Consider the following 23,903-nt stretch of genomic DNA (forward strand, 5'->3'; position numbering starts at 1 on the left):
CCCTCAGGTTTTCATCATGACTAAACAAGCATTTATCTGCGACGCTGTTCGCACCCCTTTTGGTCGCTATGGCGGCGCTTTGTCGTCTGTACGCACCGACGACCTCGCTGCGATTCCTCTAAAGGCGCTCATGGAGCGTCATCCCAACGTTGATTGGGCGCAACTCGACGATGTGATCTACGGCTGCGCCAATCAGGCGGGTGAGGATAACCGTAACGTGGCGCGTATGGCGGCATTGTTGGCGGGCTTGCCTCATACAGTGCCCGGTTCAACCGTCAATCGCCTGTGCGGCTCCAGTCTCGATTCTCTTGGCTCGGCTGCGCGCGCCATTCGGTCGGGTGATGTTGATTTCATGATTGCCGGTGGGGTTGAAAGCATGAGCCGTGCGCCGTTCGTCATGGGGAAAGCTGAGACCGCGTTTTCCCGCAGTGCTTCCATTTATGACACCACCATTGGCTGGCGTTTCGTCAACAAGCTCATGAAGCAGCAATATGGTGTGGATTCCATGCCCGAGACGGCGGAAAACGTAGCTGATCAGTTCAAGGTTTCGCGCGAAGATCAAGACAAATTTGCGCTGGCCAGCCAAACCAAAACCGCTGCCGCTCAGAAGCAAGGCATTTTCAAAGATGAAATTGTTTCGGTCACCATTCCGCAGCGCAAGGGCGATCCGGTGGTGGTGGATACCGACGAGCACCCTCGGGAAACGTCGATGGAAGCATTGGCGCGTTTGAAGCCGGTGGTTCGCCCTGACGGCACGGTCACGGCCGGCAATGCATCGGGCGTGAATGACGGCGCCTGCGCAATGCTGGTGGCGTCGGAAGAGTCTGCGAGCAAGTTGGGTTTAACGCCGAAAGCGCGCGTGGTGGCGATGGCAACCGCCGGTGTTGAGCCGCGGATTATGGGTATCGGCCCGGCGCCCGCATCGGAAAAAGTGCTTCAGGTGGCGGACTTAACCATTGATCAAATGGACGTCATCGAGCTGAACGAAGCGTTTGCCGCCCAAGGCCTCGCAACCTTGCGTATGCTGAACGTGGCCGACGACGACCCGCGCGTCAATCCTTATGGTGGTGCCATTGCGCTTGGCCACCCATTGGGTGCCAGCGGGGCACGTCTGGCTACAACGGCCATGTATCATTTGCATCGTACGGGTGGTCGTTACGCCTTGTGCACCATGTGTATTGGCGTGGGTCAGGGTATTGCCGTGATTCTTGAGCGCGTTTAAGGCTTAGGCGGCGCAGGCAGGTTGTCGATACGGGCCCCGGCAGTAATGCCGTATTGGCTGAACCAGCCTTGCGCCATTTCCAGCGCGTAGGATACTTCCCCCGGCGGGCAGTGTGTTTGTTCCGAGCGCGGTTGCATATCGGTAATGCGGGTAATAACCCCCATTTCATTAATAAATGCAATCGATAGTGGTAAAGGGGTGTTCTTCATCCAGAAGCATTGAATCTGCGGCTGGTTGAAAACGAACAGCATGCCGTGATTGGGTGGTAGCGATTCACGAAACATCAGCCCGCGTTTCAGGCTTGCCGGTGTTGCTGCGATTTCCGCTTGAACCGTAATTTGGTTTATGGAAAGTTCGGTGGTTGGCAGGATTGTCTGGGCTCGAAGTGGCTGAGCACCCAAAGCCGACAATACCGAAATAATTGTTGCAAAATAAAAAACAACGAGGTGTTGCCTCGTTGTTTGTAAAAAATCAGCCATTCTTATTGGTGTTCTGAAATAATTGTTTTTCAGGAGGCAGCGGTAATGTTCAAAGCCTGTTTACCCTTGGGGCCCTGGGCAATTTCAAACATAACTTTCTGACCTTCTTTCAGGGTTTTGAACCCGTTCATTTGAATGGACGAAAAGTGTGCAAAAAGGTCTTCGCCCCCATTATCAGGGGTGATAAAACCAAAACCCTTTGCGTCGTTGAACCATTTGACGGTTCCACTCAGCTTAGGGGCCTCCCCGACTGCGGTGGTGCTTAAGTCTTCGGACATACGTACTGCCTCTCTCTGCTAATGTTGGGTTAAAACCAGGAAACCGTCTTTTGCGGTAGCCTGTGGGTTCGGGATAAGCTGGTAAACCAGCGTTGTAACCAGAACATGTTGATAATGCGCAATGTAATCATTGGCAGTCAACTATGGAAATTACTTAGTTTTTGATCTGAAATCATGGCAACAAACACAGATATTCAACGGGATACGGTCCTGGAGCGCGAAAAAGAGGCCCTTAAACCGCCGCCCATGTACCAGGTTGTACTGCTGAATGATGACTACACGCCGATGGAGTTTGTGGTGAATGTGCTGCAACGCGTGTTCGATAAAACACCGGAAGAGGCGTCGCACATTATGTTGAAAGTGCATCACGAAGGGCGAGGCGTGTGTGGTATTTACACCCGCGACATCGCGGCGACCCGTGTTGAAATGGTGCGGCAACTGGCGCGCGCCCGGCAACACCCTTTACAGTGCATAATGGAACCGGCGCCCGATGCATGAAGCCCGCAATGTTGTTATTCGAATGCAACGTATCGGGCAGTTAAACTTTTTTGATGTAATCGGGTCACACCCAGTGTACTCGGCGCTTAATGGGTGATACTGTTAAGTCGGATTAGTCGTAGAATAGTTGTTGAAATAGTGGTTTATCCGCTTCGGCACTAGGAGGAAGCGTGATCTCTGAAGAACTGGAAGTTAGTTTGCATCTGGCCTTTGTTGAAGCCCGGAACGCAAGACATGAATTTATAACCGTCGAGCACTTGCTGTTGTCGCTGCTCGACAACGCTGCTGCGGCCGAGGTTTTGAAAGCCTGCTCGGCCGACGTTGAAACATTGCGCGCCGATTTGCGCAAATTCATTGCCGACAACACACCTATTGCGCCTGGGGAAGGCGAGGTCGACACGCAACCCACTTTGGGTTTTCAACGTGTTATCCAACGCGCCATCATGCATGTGTCCTCCGGCAGCTCCAGCAAGAACACCGTAACGGGTGCCAATGTGCTGGTGGCGATGTATGGCGAAAAAGATTCACATGCCGTGTACTATTTGCTGCAGCAAGGTGTTACACGGCTCGATGTCGTTAATTATTTGTCGCACGGTATCACCAAAACACCTGAACCTCCGCGTACCGAGCCTTCCCCCAAGGCCGCTTCGTCGTCCAGTTCAGGCAGTGATACCGACTCAGCCAAGTCCGACCAGCAGAAATCGCCGCTCGAACTCTATGCGCTCGACCTGAACGCCGAAGCCCGCCAGGGTCGTATCGATCCACTTATCGGCCGTGAGTCGGAAGTAGAGCGTGTCATTCAGGTTTTGTGCCGGCGACGCAAGAACAACCCACTACTGGTTGGTGAGGCCGGCGTGGGTAAAACGGCCATTGCTGAAGGTTTGGCTTGGCGCATTACGCGTGGCGATGTCCCGGAAATTCTGGAAAACGCCCAGGTTTATGCGCTCGACATGGGCGCGTTGCTGGCAGGTACCAAGTATCGTGGTGATTTCGAGCAACGCCTGAAAGCCGTGCTGAAGTCATTGCAAGATAATGTCAATGCAGTGCTGTTCATCGACGAAATCCACACTCTTATCGGTGCCGGTTCGGCGTCGGGTGGCACACTTGATGCCTCCAATTTATTGAAACCGGCCTTGTCGTCGGGCAAGCTCAAGTGTATTGGCGCAACTACCTACAACGAGTACCGTGGCATCTTCGAGAAAGATCACGCATTGTCGCGACGTTTCCAGAAAATCGATGTCGCTGAACCAACGGTGCCGCAGACCATTCAAATCTTGCGTGGCCTGAAGTCTCATTTCGAGGCGCATCATGGGGTGAAATACACCGCTGCCGCGCTCACGTCTGCTGCTGAGTTGTCGGCGCGCCATATTAATGACCGTTTCCTGCCCGACAAGGCCATTGACGTCATCGATGAGGCGGGCGCCGCACAGCGTTTGCTGCCGCGTTCGCGCAAGAAGAAAACCATTGGCAAAGCCGAAATCGAAGCAACAGTAGCGAAAATTGCGCGTATTCCGCCGGCCAGTGTATCGTCCGACGACCGCAACAAGCTTGCCACGCTCGACCGCGACCTTAAAGCAACGGTATTTGGGCAGGACACTGCTATCGAGGCGTTGTCGGCGGCTATTAAAATGGCGCGTTCCGGTTTGGGTCGCCCCGACAAACCAATTGGCTCGTTCTTGTTTTCGGGGCCCACTGGTGTGGGCAAAACCGAAGTGGCACGCCAGCTTGCGTTTACATTGGGTGTTGAACTGCTGCGTTTCGATATGTCGGAATACATGGAGCGACATGCGGTTTCACGGCTTATCGGCGCGCCTCCGGGGTATGTCGGTTTTGATCAGGGGGGCTTGCTTACCGAGGCCGTTGCCAAACAGCCGCATTGTGTTCTGCTGCTCGATGAAATCGAAAAAGCGCATCCCGATGTTTACAACATTCTGTTGCAGGTCATGGATCATGGCACGCTAACCGATAACAACGGGCGCAAGGCTGATTTCCGCAATGTCATCATTATCATGACCACGAATGCGGGCGCCGAAGTGCTGAATCGCAACACGATTGGTTTTGCCAACACCAAGGAAAGCGGCGACGAAATGGCGGAAATCAAGCGGCTGTTCACGCCTGAGTTCCGCAACCGTCTCGACGCCATCATCAGCTTTACCCCGCTTACCCGCGAAATTATTCTGCGGGTGGTCGACAAGTTCCTCATGCAGCTTGAAGACCAGCTTCACGAAAAACGGGTTGAAGTCGTGTTTTCCGATACCCTGCGCGAATATCTGGCCAAGAAAGGTTTCGATCCGCTTATGGGTGCGCGTCCCATGCAGCGTCTTATTCAAGACACCATTCGGCGGGCTTTGGCCGATGAGCTCTTGTTTGGGCGCCTTACCGATGGCGGTAATGTCACGGTCGATCTCGATGACAAGGATCAGGTTGTTTTGTTGTTCCCCGATGACTCTTCTGCTTCGGGGCAGTCGAAACAATCGCCTCCCACTGTTTCGGAAGCCGAACTTATAGACTAAATGGCCAATCCTCCTCTGGTTATTTGCCCGCACTGCGCCCGGTTGCATGAGCGAACGCCCATTGCCCCGGGCGCAATCGCGTCGTGCGTTCAGTGCGGTTATGAACTCTACCGCCATTCACGTGTTTCGCTGGAAGGCTGGCTGGCGTTGTGCTGGACGTCGTTGTTTGTTTTCATGTTGGCCAACCTGTTCCCGGTTGCGCATATTTCCTTATCCGGTAAAACCGTTGAGGCGTCTTTTCCTCATGCGCTTTACTTAACGTGGCTCAGTGGCGATTACGCCGTAGCGCTCATGGCCGGTTTGTTTGTGTTTGCGTTTCCATTGGGACAGATTTTGTTTTTGATGTGGGCCATACAGGCGGTGCGCAAGCGTCGTTTACCTTGGGATTTTCGTTTTGGTTTGCGAATGCTGGAGGTGTTGTCGCATTGGAGCATGATACCGGTGCTGTTTTTGGCAATGCTGGTTTCCATGGTGAAAATGGCCGATTTGGCACGGCTGACGCCCGCGACCGGGCTATGGGCGTTTGGGCTACTGGCGTTTATGTTAACGGCGCTTAGCCGTGTTTCAGCCCACCGGCTGTGGCACGACGCCGAAGACGAAGGGTTGGTTGCCCGTTCGGGAGCGGCGCTTGCTACGAACCATATTGCCGGGTGTACAGCATGTGGTTACGTGCAAGACATGCCACGTAATAAACCCGGCAAAATATGTGATCGTTGCAGTGCTTATTTTCATTTGCGCAAACCAAAGTCGAATTCGCGTGCCTGGGCGTTTCTGGCAGCCGCGGCTATTTTGTATTTTCCAGCCAACCTGTATCCCGTTATGACGATGCGCATGCCGATTGGCACCGAGTCGCACACCATTCTGGGAGGTGTGATTGAGTTGTGGCAGTTGGGTTCTTGGGATCTAGCCCTGATCGTTTTTATTGCCAGCGTTGTTGTGCCGTTAACCAAAATATTGGTTTTGGCGGCGCTCATGACAGTACGGCATTGGCGGGGGCCTTTAATGCAGCGTCAGCGAACACGTTTGTATGAAATGGTGGAGTTGGTGGGGCAGTGGTCGATGCTGGACGTCTTTGTGGTGATTTTCCTGTCATCCATGGCTGACTTTCCTGGTTTGGTTCAGATTATTCCCGGTCTGGGCGCGGCCAGTTTCGGTTTGGTGGTCATCCTTACAATGTTTGCGGCCATGAGTTATGATCCGAGGCTGGGTTGGGATCAAGGTAATCGGTTGGAGAAGAGCATACAGCATGGCGGATGAACCGGTACGGCAAACAGAACAAAAATCGCCCTCAACTTTGAAGGCCGATAAACCAAGCGTGAAGGAGCGTCGCGCCTGGCGTATTTCCTGGATTTGGCTGGTGCCGTTTGTGGCCGCGCTGGTGGGCGGGTCGCTGCTTGTGCGCAATTGGCTCAATACGGGGCCAACGCTCTCCATCACGTTTGAGTCGGCCGAAGGGCTTGAAATCGATCAAACCAAGGTTCGTTATAAAGATGTCGTGATCGGCGTAGTCACCGACATCGACGTTGGTGCCGATCGCTCGAATGTAATTGTGAAAGCACAAATTGATCATGATGCAGCCGATTACATTGCACGAGACGGCACACGTTTTTGGGTGGTAAAGCCGCGCCTGGAAATGAGTGGGGTATCTGGCTTGGGTACGCTTCTGTCGGGGCCTTACATTGCTGTTGATATTGAAAGTGACAATAACCAGAACCAAGCGGAAAAGTATACGTTCACCGGCCTGGAGAAACCCCCGGCGGTAACCCACGACCGTTCGGGGACGCGTTATGTCTTGCACGCCGCCGACCTGGGCTCGTTGGAGATTGGTTCGCAGGTTTATTACCGGCAAATTCCTGTCGGGCGGGTCATCGACTACGAACTAAATAAAGACGGCAGTTCGGTTGATATTCAGATTTTCGTCGACGAGCCGAACGATCGTTACGTGACGTCCGACTCGCGTTTTTGGAATGCCAGTGGCATACGCGTTTCCTTGGGCGCTTCGGGTGTCGAGGTGCAAACAGGCACGTTGTCGTCCATTGTTGCAGGTGGAATTGCGTTTACGAATGTTAATCCCGCCAACGAGATACCGGCGAAACCGGAAACGGTATTCGATTTATTCAATTCTGAACTTGAAGCCAAAGCCGAACCCGATGGCCCACCGTTCAGGGTCGACATGATTTTCAACAACTCGGTGCGTGGGCTTGAAGTTGGAGCGCCGGTTGATTTTCGGGGAATGGAACTGGGCAAGGTCTACGATATCGACCTTGAGTTTGATACCGAGAAGCGGCGCTTTTACATTCTTGTCAAAACGAATATCTATCCGCGCCGGTTTGGCACTGCCTATGAACGGGTGAAATCACTTGATCCGGAAAATAAATATCCCGGCCGTCAACTGTTGGGGCCGATGGTGCAGCATGGTTTGCGCGCGCAACTAAAAACGTCAAACCTGCTGACCGGGCAGCAATATGTTTCGCTGGATATCATTCGCGACGCGGAGCCGGTCGACTTCGACCCGATGCGCACGCCGCTTGTTATTCCAACCATTGCAGGCAGTTTTGATCGTTTGCAAGAACAGATTATGAAGATTGTCAGCAAAATAGAGGCAGTTCCGTTTGAAGGTATCGGCAACGATTTGCAAAAGAGTTTGCAATCGTTGAATCGCACATTGAACACGTTGAATACGGAAGTTGCGCCGCAAACAACCGAAGCGTTGGCCGCAGCGAAAGATGCACTCGAGCGAATCGACGCCATGCTGTCCGACGACTCCTCCATGAATGAAAATCTGCAAGGCACCCTGCGCGAACTGAACGGAGCGGCTCGCTCCTTGCGTAATCTGGGTGATTATTTGCAAAGCCACCCGAACGCGTTAATTACCGGAACGCCACCAGACCGCTATCCGGAATAGGAGGGGAGATCGTGTTGTTGTTGAAAACCGGGCGTGTATTGCTGGCCGCCATGACGCTTGCCGGGCTGACCGCTTGTGCAACCGATGCTGAGCGGTACTACAGTTTGCAACCGGCCGCTTCCGGCGGGGCTGACCAAACACGTACCCAAGATGGGTTCGATTACGTCATTAGTGTGCGACCGGTGCAGGTGCCGGCTCAGTTGGACCGCTCACAAATAGTGCTCAAAGGGCGCAGTGGCGACGTCAGCGTGTTGAATGCGAGTTTGTGGGCATCGCCATTGCCCGATGAGCTCCGTTTGGCAGTGTCTAGCGTGCTTACCCAGCGCCTGGGGGTGCCCGATTTACCACTTTCTGCTGTACCCGATGGCTTGCGTGTATGGTTGGTTAATCTTGATGTACAGCGGTTTGATTCTGTGTATAACGCCGCGTCTGTTATTGATGTAACGTGGCGCTTGCAGGGGCAAACGGGCACGACAGACAAAGCACCTACCTCAGTGTGCCGGGCCACAATGTCCAAAACAGTAGGCACAGGTTTGGCACCGTTAATAGATACTCATCGCGAAAGTCTGCAAGTGCTTGCGGGGTTAATTGCGCAGCAAATCTCAGCGGCACAAGCGCAGCCCAATGGAAACATTGCGCCGCCTGCGCAGCTAAACGTACCAGGTTTGGTGTTTCAAGGGTGCGCGCAGGCGAAGGCCTGAATAACGGTTTAACTTGGTCGGCAAAATCGGGCGTGGCTCGCCGGCCTTGGCTGTTAGCTTCGGCCGGTGCTGCCGAATCCACCTTGTCCGCGGTCGCTGTCTTCAAATGCGTCTACAAGGTTGAAGTTGGCCTGCACAACCGGCACGATGATCAATTGTGCCAGTCGTTCCATGGGTTCCAGTTTGAAGGGTTGCGCACCTCGGTTCCAGGCTGACACCATCAGGGGGCCCTGGTAGTCGGAGTCGATTAAACCGACCAGATTGCCCAGCACAATGCCGTGCTTGTGCCCAAGGCCTGAACGCGGCAGAATCATGGCCGCGTAATGGGGGTCGGCAATGTGGATTGCCAGGCCGGTAGGCACAAGTTCGGTTTGACCCGGCTCCAGAACTAGCGTTTGGTCCAGGCAAGCCCGCAAGTCGAGGCCGGCCGATCCTGTGGTTGCGTACTGGGGCAGTGCCTCGCGCATGCGCGAATCAAGAATTTTGACGTCAATCGTTTTACGTTGGTTCACGGTTTTTGCTGTTTACTGTTTATTGATCGGTAGGGCGCGTACGGCGTTTGCGAATGACGACCAGGGTAATCCAAACCGCAATGACAACCGATAGCACGGAGCTGATAATAATACTGGCGTTGCCCCCGTTCGAGCCGAGTGAACCGATACTGCGCGCGGTAAGATAGCCGGGCAATAGCATAACCGGAACCCACACAAATGCCGACGCGATATTGGCCACCTGGAAACGCCAATGGCGCATTTTCATGATACCGGCAACGGTTGGTATTACAGCTCTTAACGGCCCCAGGAAACGTCCGCCGAATATCGATAACATGCCATATTTGTAAAAAAACAAACGGGCTCGTGCCACAGCACGCTTTTGGCGATTGAGCGGCCAACGGTGGATAATCTGTGGCCCTAGCCAACGGCCAATGTAGTAAGAGATGCCGTCGCCGATAATGGCGCCCAGAATGCCCCAGCCAATGACAGGTAGCGGTTCCACAGTGCCGCTACCGATTAAACCGCCAACGACCAGCATAATGGCGGTGGCGGGAATCGCAATACCCACAATAAGCAACGATTCGCCCATTGTCATCAGCCCAAGAATAAGCCCCGCCCATTCCTGGTTGGCGTGAATAAATTGCGTCAGGTCGTTTACCAGTTGTTCCATTGATTACTCAGAATAAAGTCGACGGCGGGCGTTTCAGGCGCGATCGGAAATGCGGTTGGCGATGGCATGAATCAGCTCGCGTGCGGCTTGTTGCTTGGGCAGAAGGGGAAGGTCTTGATGACCGTTCTGATCAAACAGGACAAAAGTGGTGGTGTCCGCATCCATGGCGTCTTGTGCCAGGTTGCCCACCAGTAGCGGAATATTTTTGCGTTGGCGTTTGGCTTGCGCATATTCATGGAGGTTTTCGGTTTCCGCGGCGAAGCCGACACACCAGGGACCGTCTTTAAGCGCAGCCACTTCAGCAAGAATGTCGGGGTTGGGTGCAAATGCAATGTGCGGCGGCTGCGGCCCATTTCTATCGGTTTTCTTCAGTTTCTGTTCACTTGCGTTACTTACGTGCCAATCGGCGACCGCCGCAACCGAAATAAAGATGTCTGCGTTGTGCGCTTGCCCTAATACGTGCGCATGCATTTCCCGAGCACTTTCCACGCTAATGCGTTTAACTCCGTAAGGGCACGGCAACGCGGTCGGCCCGGAAACCAGTGTGACGTTGGCGCCGGCCTCGCGCGCTGCGCGGGCAATGGCGTAACCGGTTTTCCCTGATGAGCGGTTGCTGATCACGCGCACGGGGTCTACGCGTTCGGCCGTGGGGCCTGCCGTAACAAGTACGCGCTTTCCGGACAGTAATTTGGGTTGAAAAAAAGCAATGACTTCAGCAAGCAGTTCGTGCGGCTCCAGCATTCTACCGTCACCCGTTTCCCCGCAAGCCTGATCTCCGGTTCCAGGCCCAAGAACAAGCACGCCGTCGCTACGCAGTTGCCGTATATTTCGCTGCGTGGCGGGATGCTCCCACATTTCACGATTCATGGCCGGCGCTACCAGCAAAGGGCAATTTCCACGCGCCAGGCACAGGGTGGTGAGTAAGTCGTCGGCCAGGCCATTGGCTAATCGCGCCAGCAGGTTGGCGCTGGCCGGGGCAATAACAATGGCATCGGCTTGGCGGCTTAAGTTGATGTGCGCCATGTTGTTCGGGACCCGAGTGTCCCAGGCGTCGGTGTAAACGGGGTTACCTGACAACGCCTGGAAAGTAACCGGTGTAATGAACCGGGTAGCCGACTGTGTCATGACAACGTTAATGACTGCACCTTCGTCTTGCATTCTGCGCAGCAGTTCGGCGCTTTTATAGCAGGCAATCCCGCCACTTAGGCCAAGCACAATCTGTTTGTGATCAAGATCACTCATGGTTTTTTTTCGCCTGCCGCCGAATGCGGCGTATTTCATCAAGAATCAGCAATATCGCACCTACGGTAATTGAGACATCGGCGATGTTGAATGCCGGAAAATGCCATTGCTGCCAATAAAATAGCAAGAAATCGACGACGTGGCCATGTTGGACACGATCAATCAGGTTACCGATTGCCCCGCCCAGAATTGCCATAAGCGCCACGCAAAACAGGTGCTGGCCGCGGCTGCGCCAGAGCAGATGCAAAATGAGCACAATTGCGCCTACTGCAATAATGGTAAACAACCAGCGTTGCCAGCCCTGGCCATCGGACAGAAAGCTAAATGCGGCGCCTGGGTTGTATAACAAGGTGAAATCGAAGAATGATAAAACCGGCAGACGCTGGCCATACGTTAACGTCGAGTCGAAGTACACCTTGGTCCACTGGTCGAGGCCGACAATGACGGCCGCACCCAGCAGCCAGGCAACAAAGGCGCGTGGCTGCTTAGGCATAATGGCGTGATTCGCCTGTTTCAAAGAGGTTGGAGGTGCATCGGCCACATATAGTGGGATGGTCCGTGTTCTGCCCGACGTCGGCGCGGTGATGCCAGCAACGTTCGCACTTTTCTTGCTGAGTTGGACTCACCTTAATAGCCATCTCGCCTTCGCGATCGTGTACGGTGGCACGGGAAACAATCATAATAAAGCGCAAATCGTCATCCAGCGAGCGTAAAAAGGCAAGGTCGCTGCCGTGCGCATAGATATCGAGCTCCGCAGCCAGCGAGGAACCGATTTGACCGGTGGCCCGAACGTCTTCAATGCGGCGCATGGCTTCGGCGCGAATTTCACGCAAACGTGCCCATTTTTCCGACAGCTCATTGGCATTCGCTTGTGCCGGCAGGGCATGATAGCGTTCGGTAAAAATAGTAAGCGTATTGCCGTTGTGTAAGTCTTTCCACGCCTCTTCGGCTGTGAACGACAAAATAGGCGCCATGAGGCGCAGCAGTGCATGAGTAATGTGATAAAGCGCTGTTTGCGCCGAGCGGCGCGCCTGGCTTTGGGCGCCGGTTGTGTACAGGCGGTCTTTAAGAATGTCGAGGTAGAACGCCCCCAGATCTTCCGAGCAGAAAATTTGCAAGCGCGATACGGCAGTGTGGAATTCGTAGCGTCGGTAGCATTCCAGCACTTCGTCTTGCATGGTTTGGGTCATGACCAGGGCATAGCGGTCGATTTCGAACAATTCGTTAATGGCTAGGCCATCGCGTTTCAGGTCGAAGTCGTTGATGTTGCCCAAAAGAAACTTCAAGGTGTTGCGAATCCGGCGGTAGCCTTCAACAACCCGCTTCAGAATTTCATCGGAAATCGACAGCTCACCGGAATAGTCGGTGGATGCGGTCCACAGACGCAGAATTTCCGCCCCTAAAGCATCGGATACTTTTTGTGGGGCCACGACGTTACCCACCGATTTGCTCATTTTGCGCCCTTTGCCGTCGACCACAAAACCGTGGGTCAGTAAGGCTTTATAGGGTGCGCGCCCATAGAGCATGCAACTGGTAAGCAATGAAGAGTGGAACCAGCCGCGATGTTGGTCAGAGCCTTCCAGGTACAGGTCGGCCGGCCAGGTGAGTTCATCTGCGTGCGACCCGTTCATGTCGTGGTCACGCCCGCCCAGCACGGTGGCATGCGTGGTACCCGAGTCGAACCAGACGTCGAGTGTGTCGCGATTCTTTTCGTATAGTGGCGCCTCGTCACCCAATAATTCAGCGGGATCCAAGCTTTGCCAGGCTTCGATGCCTTCTTTTTCCACCCGCTGTGCCACTTGCTCAAGCAATTCAGGTGTGCGGGGGTGAAGTTCACCGGTTTCCTTGTGAACGAAAAATGCCATCGGTACGCCCCACTGACGCTGGCGCGATAAGGTCCAGTCGGGGCGGTTAGCAATCATGGCATGAAGGCGTGCACGCCCCCAGGAGGGAAAGAACTGTGTGCTCTCCACGCCGTTCAGCGCCATTTCGCGCAGTGTGGGCCCGCTTGAGGGTTCGCGGTCCATGCCCGCAAACCATTGGCTGGTGGCACGGTAAATAACCGGTGTTTTATGGCGCCAGCAGTGCATGTAGCTGTGCTTGAGTGGATCCTGTTTAAGCAGGTTGCCCGCTGAGTCGATCGCTTTCACGATTTCCGGGTTGGCTTTCCAGATAAGCTGGCCACCAAACAGGGGAAGCGAATTGACATAATGACCATCGCCCATGACCGGGTTAATGATGTCGTCGTCGTGCAACCCATGCGAGCGGCATGACAAGAAATCGTCAACCCCATATGCCGGGGCGGCATGCACCACGCCGGTACCGGTTTCCAAGGAAACGTAGTCCGCCAGATAAACAGGGGCAATACGCTGATAGCCGTCGTGAACGCTGTAAAGGGGATGGCGGAATTCCAGGCCGGCCAGGACACTGCCTTTGCATTGTGCAATAACCGTGCCCTCCAGTTCCCATTCCTGCAAACAACTTTCCACTCGTTCGGCGGCAATCAACAGGCAGCTGCTGCCGGCGCGCGGGCTGTTCAGTTCAACCAGCGCATAATCTAATTCCGGATGCACATTTAATGCCTGGTTGGCAGGTAGTGTCCAAGGGGTGGTCGTCCAGATCACAATCGCGCCTGTTTTCGCTTCCTTCAGTTCAAATGCTTTGGCAACGGCTTCAGGGTCATTGAACGGGAAGGCTACGTAAACGGCGGGGTCGGTGCGATCGGCGTATTCGACTTCTGCTTCAGCCAGCGCCGACCCGCAGTCGAAACACCAGTTAACCGGTTTCAGGCCACGAAATACGAACCCTTTTTCCATGATGCGACCCAGTGCCCGCAGTTCGTTCGCTTCATTCTGGTAGTTCATGGTGAGGTAGGGGTTCGACCAGTCGGCCAACACGCCCAGGCGTTTGAAGTCGACACGCTGACGTTCTATTTGCTCGTGCGCATAGGCGCGCGCTTTCGCTTGCACTTCCTCTACCGGTAAATGTTTACCGTACTTTTTTTCAATTTGAATTTCAATGGGCATGCCATGGCAATCCCAGCCGGGTACGTAGTGCGCGTCGTAGCCGTCCATATTGCGACTTTTCACGATGATGTCTTTCAACACCTTGTTGACGGCATGGCCAATATGAATATCGCCGTTGGCGTAGGGGGGGCCGTCGTGCAGTACGAACTTGGGGCGACCTTTACTGGCTTGCCTGATGGCGGCGTAAATTCTGTTTTCCTCCCATTCGGCAACCCATTTGGGTTCTCGCTTGGCCAGGTCGCCGCGCATTGGGAAAGGAGTTTCGGGCAGGTTAAGCGTTTTTCTATAGTCCATGGAGCGAAAAGTAATCGCGAGCGCGCTGCGCATCGTTGTCGATGGCGGCGGTCATTGTCGGTAAGTCGGGAAATTTCTCTTCGTCGCGAAGAAACTTCAGGAATTCTATACGTGTGAGTTTACCGTAAGCGTCGATATTGCAGTCGAACAAGTGCACTTCCAGCATGATTCGCCCCGCTTCATCAACGGTGGGGCGCACACCCAGGCTGGCCACACCATTTAACGGTTGCTCTGCCAGACCGTAGGCTTGTACGACGTAAATGCCCGAGCGGGCGGCGCACAGCTCTGGTACGCGGATATTCAGGGTGGGGTAGCCCAGTGTACGGCCCAGCTTCTTGCCATGCACCACATGCCCGCTGATGCGATAAGGGTGGCCCAGCAAATGCGCGGCACGGTCGAGATTGCCCACGGCCAGGGCGGTGCGGACTTCTGAGCTGGAAATACGGTGACCGTGTTCATCGACGACATCGGTGATGATTTCCACTTCGAAGCCGTTACGTCGGCCGGCGCGGCGCAGGTGTTCAATATCGCCAAGCCGTTTATGGCCGTAGCGGAAATCTTCGCCCACCAGAAGCCAGCGTGTGTTCAAACCCTGAATTAACATTTGCTGAACGAATTCGTCAGCCGTCAGGTTGGCTAACGCTTCGTTAAACCGCAATAATGCCAGTTGTTGAATATTCAGGCGATTAATGCCCCAAACCTTATCGCGCAAACTGCTGATTTGAGTGGGCATGAGTTCCGGCCGATTGCCTTTGCGGGCAAAATACACACGCGGGTGCGGATGGAAGGTCATGACCGTTGAGGCCAACTGGCGTTGCGCGGCGATATGCGCCACCCGCGCAAGAATGGTTTGGTGGCCCCGATGCACACCGTCGAAATTGCCGATTGTGACGGCACTTGGACAATGATTATCGTGGCGGGGCAGAGACCGATAAATTTTAAGGGTATTTTTCACGAACAACAGTTTACAATTTTATGTTGGGTTGCTCAGGGAAATCATTTTGTCATTTATTCAAACTAGCGATGCACCGCAAGATGGCCGTTCATGTCGTCTGCTCATCATGATTTCCGGGCAGGGCACAAATATGCGGGCTATTGTGCACCGAATTCGGCAACAAAACCTGAACGCCGAGGTCGTGGCGGTCGTGTCCAGCGACCCCGACGCCCCCGGTGTGGCGTGGGCCCGTGAGCAAGGTCTCACCACGCATGTGGTGGCGTCCGCCGCTTTTTCAACACGGCGCCAATGGGATACCGCCCTGGCGGATGTGGTTGCCCGGGAGCAGCCCGATTACATTTTGCTGGCCGGGTTTATGCGTGTGCTGGCGCCGGGTTTCGTCGAGCAATATGCGGGGCGCATGCTGAACATCCATCCGTCGTTGCTGCCGGCCTTTCCGGGGTTGCGAACGCATGAGCAGGCTTTGGCAGCCGGCGTTCAATGGCATGGGTGCACGGTACACTTTGTGACGCCCGATCTTGATAGCGGGCCCATCGTGGCCCAGGTTGCCGTCTTTGTGCATCCCGATGACACCCCCCGGCGTTTGGCCGATCGGGTGCGGTTGGCCGAGCACCGTTTGTATCCCGATGTGGTGACCTGGCTGGTACAGGGGCGTGTCGCGTTGAATAAAAATGGGCGAGTCGACGTGGCCGGCGTTGCCCCACGCGCTTATGTTGCATTGTCGTCGTCGGAGTCTCCGGCGCAGTTAAAAATACTTAGGGCAGGAAATGAATCATCCACGCAGGTCTGACGGTCGAAAACATGGCGCGGGCGTGACCGTACCGACACGTCACAGCACATCGGAGAAAGGCAAGTCGGCACAGCGCAATAACCGAAGCGGCAAGAGTGATGCCGGTGCGGTGTCGCCGGCCGCAATCCGTATTGAACAGCTCAGGGCTGTGCTCGATCAGGCGGTGAAGTGGATTCATCCGGCGGACGCGGTGCTGTCGCGTTGGATGCGTATGAATCCAAAAATGGGCTCGCGAGATCGTAGCGAGTTGGCTGACGCTTTTTTCAAAACGCTGCGTCATTTACGTCTATATCGCCATCTTGCGGAAAGCGGGCAAGGGCCATTGTCGCGTCGGCTGGCCATTATGGGGTTATCGGGCATCATGCGGCCCGAGGTGCTGTTGCAGGCCTTGTCGGAGCATGAGCAAGTATGGCTGGAGCACGTCACGCAGGTTGACTTGGGGACTTTGCCGCTGGCCGTGCGAGAAAGTTTGCCCGATTGGCTCGTTCAGCGGATGCAGGCGCTGCCTGATGGTGAGTCCCTTATTGTTGCGCTGAATAGCAATGCGCCGCTGGATTTGCGGGTGAATCCGTTTAAAACCGATCGCGATACGGTGCTGCGCTTGCTGGAAGCAGGGCCGGCTGCAACACTAGATCCGCAACCTACACCTTATTCGCCGTGGGGTATTCGAATTCACAGTCGTCCGCCCGTGAACCGGTGGTCTCTGTTTGAGAAGGGTGAAATTGAGGTGCAGGATGAAGGCAGCCAGTTACTGGCTGCCTTGTTGGCGCCCAAGCGCGGTGAAATGGTCATTGATTATTGCGCCGGCGCGGGGGGCAAAACGTTACTTCTGGGTGCATTGATGCGTTCTACCGGACGCCTGTACGCGTTCGACGTTTCAGCTGCGCGGCTGGCGCGTGCCAAGCCGCGTTTTGCCCGCAGCGGTTTATCGAACATTGTGCCGGTGGTTATTGCAGACGATAACGATCAGCGTGTCCGGCGTTTGCGTGGGAAGGCACATCGGGTTTTGGTCGACGCGCCGTGCAGCGGGTTGGGAACGTTGCGGCGCAATCCCGATTTGAAATGGCGCCAAAGTCCCGAATCAGTGCAAGAGCTTTGCGCCTTGCAGAGTCGTATTCTTAAACAGGCGTCTGCCTGCGTGGCGCCGGGCGGGCGGCTGGTTTATGCGACGTGCAGCGTGTTGCCCGAAGAGAATCAGCAGCAGGTGGAGGCTTTTCTGGCGGAAAATTCCGATTTTTCCTTGTTGAATGCCGGCGATATCCTTACAGACCGTTGTAAAAACCTAACGTTTGATACTCCCTATATGGTTTTAAGGCCCGACACCCACGGAACAGACGGCTTTTTCGCTGCAGTGCTGGAACGGGCCAAGAACTAATTGCAACAACCCCTGTCATACAGCATTCATCTACGCTACACTTAGTTGGTTTTACTTTAAAAGGCCTGAACAGGTTTATGGATTACATTCTTTCTTTTCTTTCCGGTGGTTTACTGCAGTTTTCGTGGTGGCAGGTTGCATTGGTGGCGCTGGTTTTAACGCACATTACCATCGTTGCCGTTACGCTTTTTCTGCACCGTAGCCAAGCGCATCGGGGCATTGATCTGCATCCGGCAGTCATGCACTTTTTCCGCTTCTGGCTTTGGATGACCACCGGTATGGTGACCAAAGAATGGGTTGCCATTCACCGTAAGCATCATGCCAAGTGCGAACGTGAGGGCGACCCTCACTCACCTATGGTATTCGGTATTAACCGGGTTTTTTTCCAGGGTGCGGAACTGTACCGTCGCGAGTCGACCAATGAAGAAACGCTCAAGCGTTTCGGCTACGGCACGCCCGATGACTGGATGGAAAAGAACATCTATTCGCGTCACAGTGTGATGGGTATCCTGATCATGCTGGCTATCGACGTTGCGCTGTTTGGTTTCCTGGGCCTAACCGTATGGGCGATCCAAATGGCCTGGATTCCGTTCTGGGCTGCCGGTGTGGTGAATGGCCTGGGTCATTTCTGGGGCTATCGCAATTACGCCAGCCCGGACACCAGCACGAATGTGTTTCCCATCGGTTTAATTATCGGTGGCGAAGAACTTCATAACAACCATCACGCTTATGGCACGTCGGCCAAGTTTTCCACCAAGTGGTACGAGTTCGACATTGGCTGGGGTTATATTCAAATGCTGCGTGTTTTAGGCTTGGCCAAAGTGCGTCGTATGGCGCCCAAGCTGAAGCTGAAGCCGGTTGTGCCGGCGGTTAGTGAGAGCACATTGGAAGGCATTATTTTGCACCGCTATGAAGTGCTGGCCCGCTACACCGACATGCTGAAGAAAACGGCATCCGATGAACTCGCCCGTCTAAAGCCCCAGCGTCGCATCGGCAGCGCCGATTGTCACTGGTCGTTGCTGGCGCGTGCCAAAAACTGGTTGCATCATACGGATGAAAGCCGGTTAGAGCCTGCGCAAAAGGCCGACCTCGATATCGTTCTGGCGCAGAATCAGTCGCTATCCACATTGGTTCAAATGCGCACAGAGCTTACCCGTATATGGGAAAGCTCAAGTGCCAGCAGTGAACAATTGCTGCAAGATTTGCAAGCCTGGTGCCATCGGGCTCAGCAAAGCGGCATTGAAGGGCTTGAGCAGTTCGCCTTGCGTCTGCGCCGCTATGCGGCATGATCGGGTCGCTTAACGAACAACAACAAGCTGCTGTTACCCTGCCTGAAGGCCATGCCCTTGTGCTGGCCGGTGCAGGCAGTGGTAAAACCCGGGTGCTGACCACCCGCATGGCCTGGCTTATTCAAACCAGTCAGGTGAGTCCATTCGGACTGTTGGCGGTTACCTTTACCAATAAATCAGCGCGTGAGATGCTCACGCGCTTATCGTCCTTATTACCCATTAATACCCGCGGCATGTGGGTGGGTACGTTTCATGGCTTGTGCAACCGCTTGTTGCGGGCGCATCATCGCGACGCGGGCTTGCCGCAAACCTTTCAAATATTGGATTCAGCCGATCAACTATCGGCTATTAAGCGTTTAATCAAGGCGGCCGGTATTGATGACGACAAATACCCGCCGCGTGATGTTCAGCGTTTCATTAACGGCTCTAAAGAGCAGGGTTTGCGACCCGACCTGGTTGATGCCTGGGATGCCCACCGCCGCGGTCTAATCAGCATATACGAGCAATACCAGGCCCAGTGTGAGCGTGAAGGCGTCGTGGATTTTGCCGAGTTGTTGCTGCGTGCCTATGAGCTTTTGTCGCGCAACGCACCTATTCGTGAACACTATCAGCGCCGTTTTCAGCATATTCTTATCGACGAATTTCAGGACACCAACGATTTACAGTACCGTTGGCTAAAGTTGCTGGCTGGGGGGGGGGCGTCATTGTTTGCCGTAGGGGACGACGACCAATCTATTTATGCGTTTCGCGGCGCCAATGTGGGCAATATGGCCGCATTCGAACGCGATTATGCCAAAGGCAATGTCATTCGCCTTGAGCAGAATTATCGTTCCCACGGTCATATTCTGGATTCGGCCAACGCGCTGATTGCACATAACGCAGCCCGTCTGGGGAAGAACCTGTGGACCGAAGAGGGAGAAGGCGAGCCGGTGCGTGTGTGTGAGCAAGGTACCGACTTGCTCGAGGCACAATGGGTCGTGGATGAAATCAAGTCATTGGTAAATGATGGTCACACACGTAGCGACATTGCCGTACTGTATCGAAGCAACGCACAATCGCGTGTTATTGAACATGCTTTGTTTTCCAGCGGCTTGCCGTACAAGGTTTATGGCGGCCTGCGCTTTTTTGAGCGTCAGGAAGTCAAGCATGCGCTGGCATATTTACGCTTGATTACCAACCCCAATGACGATACATCTTGGCTTCGGGTAGTGAATTTCCCCGCGCGCGGCATTGGCGCGCGTACGTTGGAGCAGTTGGGTGACGCAGCGCGGGCCGCCGGTTCCAGCCTGTATGGTGCTGTGGATTCCTTAAGCGGCAAAAGTGGTCTCAAGTTGCAGGCTTTCGCCGAACTGTTGGCGCAACTAACCGAACAGGCACATTATCTGCCGCTTCCTGAAATAATTGAGCATGTGGTGCATCACAGCGGCCTACGTGACTTCTATATGGGCGAGAAAGAGGGCGAGGATCGCCTTGAGAACCTTCAGGAATTGGTGAACGCGGCGGCGGTTTTTGTGGGTGAGGAAGGTATGGTGGGCGAACCGGCGTTGTCGCAAGCGGCACGGGAAGCGTTTGACCCCCTCGATATGGCGGGGCCTCCTACCATGTCACCGCTTGATGCATTCTTGTCGCATGCCTCACTGGAAGCCGGTGATAATCAGGCGCGTGCCGGTGAAGACGCCATTCAACTCATGACAGTGCACGCGGCGAAAGGGCTTGAGTTCGACTCGGTCTTTATGACCGGTTTGGAAGAGGGCCTGTTTCCACATGAAAACAGCCTGACCGAGCAAGGCGGGTTGGAAGAGGAACGCCGTTTAATGTACGTGGCCATGACACGGGCGCGCAAGCGTTTATATCTTACGTTGGCGCAAAGCCGAATGTTGCATGGGCAAACCCGTTATGCCATGCGCTCGCGCTTTCTGGAGGAAATTCCTGACGCCCATTTGAAATGGCTGACGCCTAAGGTGTCGACCATGGGTGCCGCAATGGGTTCAAGCATGGGCTCGTCGTGGTCGGGCGGCGGGTATCGGCGTGGCGATGCCTATAATCGTCCGTCTACCGGCGCGATGTCGCCGCGCGAACCGCGCCTCGCGACTAGTGGTGTCACGGTGGGTGAAAAACTATTTCGCATTGGTCAAGGCGTACATCATGCCAAGTTTGGTGACGGTACGATTATTGGCTTAAGCGGCATGGGCAACGATGCTCAGGCACAAATTCAGTTTCGCGACGTGGGGACGAAAACGCTGGCGCTGGGTGTAGCGAAACTGGATATCGTTTCCAGTTAAGGTTAATGCACCCCCTTACGGGTGCGTTGCTTCATTAAACTGCTGTTCCAGCGCTTCTATTTCTTCTTGTAGCTCCAGCCAGCGGGTTTCGGCCTGTTCTAACTGTTTGTTTAATTCGCCATGCTCCGCTAATACTTTCACCCGCTCATCTCGCCGGGCGTCGGTATACAACTCGGTGTCGGCAATTGTGGCATCCAGCGTTTGAAGGCGTTCACGCAAGGTGTCCATCTTTTTTTCAATGGTATGCAATTCTTTTTCAAGCGGTTTGCGCTGAGCCGACAAACGCTGGCGTGCTTCAGCTTCTAGCCGCTTACGCGCTTTTCGGTCGGCCTCCGTTTCGCCGGCGCCGCTGTTTGAGTTTTCATTGCCCGCATCGCGGGCCTCTTCCCGCGCCTCAGTACGTTGCTGGGCGCTACGTTGCAAAAGCCACTCGCGGTAGTCGTCCAGATCGCCGTCGAATTCGGTTACGCCACCGTCGGCCACAATCCAGAATTCGTCAACCGTGGTGCGCAGTAGGTGGCGATCATGCGATACCAATAGCATACTGCCGTCGTACTCTGCCAGCGCAGTGGCCAGCGCTTCTCGGGTGTCAACATCCAGGTGGTTGCTGGGCTCGTCAAGAAGCAGCAAGTTGGGCTTTTGCCAAACAATCAGAGCCAGGGCCAAACGTGCTTTTTCCCCACCCGATAACGGTGCAATATTCTGATTAACCATATCGCCGCTAAAACCAAAGCGGCCCAGATAATTGCGCAGGGTTTGCTCACGCTCGTCAGGGGCAATGCGGACAAGGTGTTGCAGCGGTGTGCTGCCGGCATCCAGCATTTCAAGTTGATGCTGGGCAAAGTAGCCGATATTCAAGCCTTTGGAAGGGCGGTAATGTCCGGCCAACGCAGGCAGTTCTTGCGCCAGCGTTTTGATCAGGGTGCTTTTGCCGGCACCGTTCACGCCCAGAACGCCAATTCGGGCACCGCCACGCAGCATCAGCCTCACGTTCTTCAAAATCGGGGTCTCACTTTGCCCAGACCGATACCCCGTTGTGATGTCATCCAGAATCAAAAGCGGATCCGGCATTGAGTCTGGCGAGGGCAGATATAGGTCGATACCCGCTTCAGCGTGCAGGGGCGCCAAAGTTTCCATACGTGCCAGCGCTTTAACCCGACTTTGGGCTTGCTTGGCTTTGGTGGCTTTGGCCTTGAAGCGGTCAATAAACTGTTTCAAACGGGCGGTTTCCCGTGTTTGCCGCTCCCACGCCAAACGGGTTTGGCGCATACGTTCCGCACGTTGCGTCAGGAAGTCTTCATAACCGCCTTTGTAGCGAACCAGTTTGGCCTGGTCGAAATGCAGAATGCTGCGGGCAACAGCGTCGAGGAACTCGGTATCGTGGGAAATGACAATGACCGTACCGGAATAGGCTGCCAGCCATTTCTCCAGCCAAAGCATGGCGTCAAGGTCCAGGTGGTTCGTGGGTTCATCCAGCAGCAATAGTTCCGAGGGCGCCATGAGAGCGCGGGCCAGTGCCAAACGCATTTGCCAGCCGCCGGAAAATTCATTCACCGGTTTCATCCAGGTGTCGGGAGTGAAACCCAACCCCGCCAGAAGCTGCTCCGCCCGTGAGGGCGCTGTCCAGGCGTCGGCTTCGACCAGGGCGGTTTCCAGTTCAGCGATACGGTGGCCTTCGGCGTCGGGCGTCTGTTCGCGTTCGGCCTGTAACTGACGCAAACCTTTGTCGCCGTCGATAACGAATTCGCGGGCAGGCCGCTGGGGGTGATGAATGTCTTGTTCCACACTGGCAATGCGCCACGATGCGGGCATTTCCAGGTTACCTGCATCCAGGTCAAGTTCACCTTTCAATAGCGCGAAGAGGGTGGACTTCCCCGCACCGTTCTTGCCCACAATGCCCAGTCGCTCGCCCGGGTTAACAACGAAACTGGTGTCGTCCAGCAGAACTTTGGTTCCCCGGCGCAGGGTAATGCCACTTGCTCGAATCACGACGCCAATTGCTCCCGCGTCAGTAGCAGAATCTGGTTGTCGGCATTTGCCGTGCTGAGCCATACCGGCTCAAATTCGGGGAAGGCAGTAATGAAGTTTTCGAATTCATTGCCTATTTCCAGTACCAGTAAGCCGTTGGGCGCCAGAAATTGGGGTGCATCGTTCAGGATACGGCGTACCAGATCCATGCCGTCGTCTCCGCCTGCCAGCGCGTTGGTGGGTTCATGGCGATATTCTGCCGGAAGCGATTCCATTGAATGGCTGTTGACGTAAGGTGGGTTGCAAATAATCAGGTTGTATTGGCAATCGGGTAGGTTGTTGAACAGATCGCTTTGGTGCACGGTGACTCGGCCATCCAGGCCGAAGTATTCAATATTCTGGTCGGCCACCTCCAGTGCGTGCTCCGACACATCGACGGCATCGACCTGAGCATTGGGGAAGGCCAGCGCAGCCAGAATGGCCAGACACCCCGAGCCCGTGCACAAGTCGAGCACAAAGTCGATGTCGTCGGGGTCAACCACCCAAGGTTCAAGGTTGTCGGCCAGTAACTCGGAAATGGGTGAGCGCGGCACAATGACCCGAGGATCGACAAAAAAGCGGTGCCCTTGCAACCACGCTTCACCGGTCAGGTAAGCAGCGGGTACGCGTTCATCCAACCGACGCGCTACCAGCTTTAGATAGCGCTCGCGTTCTTCGGGCAACACCCGGGCGTCGAGGAACGGATCCAGCGTGTCGAGCGGTAAATGCAAGGTGTGCAGCAATAGATAAACTGCTTCATCCCAGGCGTTGTCGGAGCCGTGCCCAAAACTCAGCTGAGCCGCGTTGAATTGGGTAACGGTGTAACGCAATAAATCGCGGACGGTGAAAAGTTCGGTATGGGCAGAGGGGTGCATAACCGGCT

The 23,903-nt window shown here is 54.8% G+C and carries 20 protein-coding genes; 10 read left to right on the forward strand and 10 right to left on the reverse strand.

Annotated features, from left to right (window positions below):
- Window positions 1-16 precede the first annotated feature (16 nt).
- Window positions 17-1,222 carry a 3-oxoadipyl-CoA thiolase gene (gene pcaF, locus G9Q38_RS09745; protein WP_166130410.1) on the forward strand — a complete coding sequence of 402 codons (1,206 nt, stop codon included), beginning with the start codon at window positions 17-19 and terminating at the stop codon, window positions 1,220-1,222.
- Here the strand turns inward: pcaF and G9Q38_RS09750 are convergent.
- Both G9Q38_RS09750 and G9Q38_RS09755 read right to left on the reverse strand, forming a co-directional pair.
- Entirely contained in the window at window positions 1,219-1,701 is a 483-nt protein-coding gene (locus tag G9Q38_RS09750) for a DUF192 domain-containing protein (RefSeq protein ID WP_166130413.1), read from the reverse strand. The two genes, pcaF and G9Q38_RS09750, sit on opposite strands and share 4 nt — an antisense overlap.
- Before the next feature lie 29 nt (window positions 1,702-1,730).
- On the reverse strand, window positions 1,731-1,979 hold the full coding sequence (locus G9Q38_RS09755) for a cold-shock protein (protein ID WP_114420624.1): 249 nt from the start codon (window positions 1,977-1,979) through the stop codon (window positions 1,731-1,733).
- 174 nt (window positions 1,980-2,153) lie between these two features.
- On the opposite strand from G9Q38_RS09755, the gene clpS reads away from it, so the two are divergent.
- The 5 genes from clpS to G9Q38_RS09780 all read left to right on the forward strand — a co-directional run bounded on the left by clpS (window position 2,154) and on the right by G9Q38_RS09780 (window position 8,596).
- Window positions 2,154-2,477 (forward strand): ATP-dependent Clp protease adapter ClpS, encoded by a 324-nt coding sequence (clpS, locus tag G9Q38_RS09760; protein ID WP_166130416.1) that lies wholly within the window; start codon window positions 2,154-2,156, stop codon window positions 2,475-2,477.
- A 170-nt stretch (window positions 2,478-2,647) separates the two neighbouring features.
- Window positions 2,648-4,990 carry an ATP-dependent Clp protease ATP-binding subunit ClpA gene (gene clpA / locus G9Q38_RS09765; RefSeq protein ID WP_166130418.1) on the forward strand — a complete coding sequence of 781 codons (2,343 nt, stop codon included), beginning with the start codon at window positions 2,648-2,650 and terminating at the stop codon, window positions 4,988-4,990.
- Entirely contained in the window at window positions 4,991-6,247 is a 1,257-nt protein-coding gene (locus G9Q38_RS09770) for a paraquat-inducible protein A (RefSeq protein ID WP_166130421.1), read from the forward strand. It begins immediately after the preceding gene.
- On the forward strand, window positions 6,237-7,895 hold the full coding sequence (locus G9Q38_RS09775; RefSeq protein ID WP_166130424.1) for a PqiB family protein: 1,659 nt from the start codon (window positions 6,237-6,239) through the stop codon (window positions 7,893-7,895). The genes G9Q38_RS09770 and G9Q38_RS09775 overlap by 11 nt, the downstream gene beginning before the upstream one ends.
- Before the next feature lie 11 nt (window positions 7,896-7,906).
- The gene (locus G9Q38_RS09780) at window positions 7,907-8,596 is read left to right on the forward strand and encodes a PqiC family protein (protein ID WP_166130426.1); all 690 of its coding nucleotides are present in this window, start codon (window positions 7,907-7,909) and stop codon (window positions 8,594-8,596) included.
- A gap of 53 nt (window positions 8,597-8,649) precedes the next feature.
- Here G9Q38_RS09780 and dut read toward each other — a convergent pair whose 3' ends face one another.
- The 6 genes from dut to G9Q38_RS09810 are packed head-to-tail and all read right to left on the reverse strand — an operon-like array spanning window position 8,650 to window position 15,277.
- On the reverse strand, window positions 8,650-9,108 hold the full coding sequence (gene dut / locus G9Q38_RS09785) for a dUTP diphosphatase (RefSeq protein ID WP_228276108.1): 459 nt from the start codon (window positions 9,106-9,108) through the stop codon (window positions 8,650-8,652).
- A 19-nt stretch (window positions 9,109-9,127) separates the two neighbouring features.
- A complete protein-coding gene (locus G9Q38_RS09790; RefSeq protein ID WP_166130429.1) occupies window positions 9,128-9,760 on the reverse strand; it encodes a DedA family protein in 633 nt (210 codons plus the stop codon).
- A 33-nt stretch (window positions 9,761-9,793) separates the two neighbouring features.
- Window positions 9,794-11,002, reverse strand: a complete 1,209-nt coding sequence (gene coaBC, locus G9Q38_RS09795) for a bifunctional phosphopantothenoylcysteine decarboxylase/phosphopantothenate--cysteine ligase CoaBC (protein WP_166130432.1) — start codon at window positions 11,000-11,002, stop codon at window positions 9,794-9,796.
- Complete coding sequence (lspA, locus tag G9Q38_RS09800; protein ID WP_166130434.1) at window positions 10,995-11,495, reverse strand: signal peptidase II; 501 nt, start codon at window positions 11,493-11,495, stop codon at window positions 10,995-10,997. Before lspA ends, coaBC begins: the two co-directional genes overlap by 8 nt.
- The gene (gene ileS, locus G9Q38_RS09805) at window positions 11,488-14,322 is read right to left on the reverse strand and encodes an isoleucine--tRNA ligase (RefSeq protein ID WP_166130437.1); all 2,835 of its coding nucleotides are present in this window, start codon (window positions 14,320-14,322) and stop codon (window positions 11,488-11,490) included. Before ileS ends, lspA begins: the two co-directional genes overlap by 8 nt.
- Entirely contained in the window at window positions 14,312-15,277 is a 966-nt protein-coding gene (locus G9Q38_RS09810) for a bifunctional riboflavin kinase/FAD synthetase (protein WP_166130440.1), read from the reverse strand. Before G9Q38_RS09810 ends, ileS begins: the two co-directional genes overlap by 11 nt.
- Window positions 15,278-15,383: 106 nt before the next feature.
- Between G9Q38_RS09810 and purN the strand changes: the two genes are divergently transcribed.
- The 4 genes from purN (at window position 15,384) to G9Q38_RS09830 (ending at window position 21,013) form a co-directional block, all read left to right on the forward strand.
- Window positions 15,384-16,067 carry a phosphoribosylglycinamide formyltransferase gene (gene purN / locus G9Q38_RS09815; protein WP_166132368.1) on the forward strand — a complete coding sequence of 228 codons (684 nt, stop codon included), beginning with the start codon at window positions 15,384-15,386 and terminating at the stop codon, window positions 16,065-16,067.
- Between the two features lie 148 nt (window positions 16,068-16,215).
- Entirely contained in the window at window positions 16,216-17,442 is a 1,227-nt protein-coding gene (locus G9Q38_RS09820; protein ID WP_205962368.1) for an RsmB/NOP family class I SAM-dependent RNA methyltransferase, read from the forward strand.
- Between the two features lie 77 nt (window positions 17,443-17,519).
- On the forward strand, window positions 17,520-18,731 hold the full coding sequence (locus G9Q38_RS09825) for a DesA family fatty acid desaturase (RefSeq protein WP_166130445.1): 1,212 nt from the start codon (window positions 17,520-17,522) through the stop codon (window positions 18,729-18,731).
- Window positions 18,728-21,013, forward strand: coding sequence for a UvrD-helicase domain-containing protein (locus G9Q38_RS09830; protein ID WP_166130447.1), 2,286 nt, complete (start codon window positions 18,728-18,730; stop codon window positions 21,011-21,013). Before G9Q38_RS09825 ends, G9Q38_RS09830 begins: the two co-directional genes overlap by 4 nt.
- Before the next feature lie 15 nt (window positions 21,014-21,028).
- On the opposite strand, the gene G9Q38_RS09835 is transcribed toward G9Q38_RS09830, so the two are convergent.
- Together G9Q38_RS09835 and prmB are read right to left on the reverse strand one after the other, a co-directional pair.
- Entirely contained in the window at window positions 21,029-23,002 is a 1,974-nt protein-coding gene (locus G9Q38_RS09835; protein ID WP_205962281.1) for an ABC-F family ATP-binding cassette domain-containing protein, read from the reverse strand.
- Complete coding sequence (gene prmB, locus G9Q38_RS09840; protein ID WP_166130450.1) at window positions 22,999-23,895, reverse strand: 50S ribosomal protein L3 N(5)-glutamine methyltransferase; 897 nt, start codon at window positions 23,893-23,895, stop codon at window positions 22,999-23,001. The genes G9Q38_RS09835 and prmB overlap by 4 nt, the downstream gene beginning before the upstream one ends.
- Between the last annotated feature and the right edge of the window lie 8 nt (window positions 23,896-23,903).

Source organism: Pusillimonas sp. DMV24BSW_D (assembly GCF_011388195.1).
GTDB classification, from domain to species: Bacteria; Pseudomonadota; Gammaproteobacteria; order Burkholderiales; family Burkholderiaceae_B; genus Neopusillimonas; species Neopusillimonas aestuarii.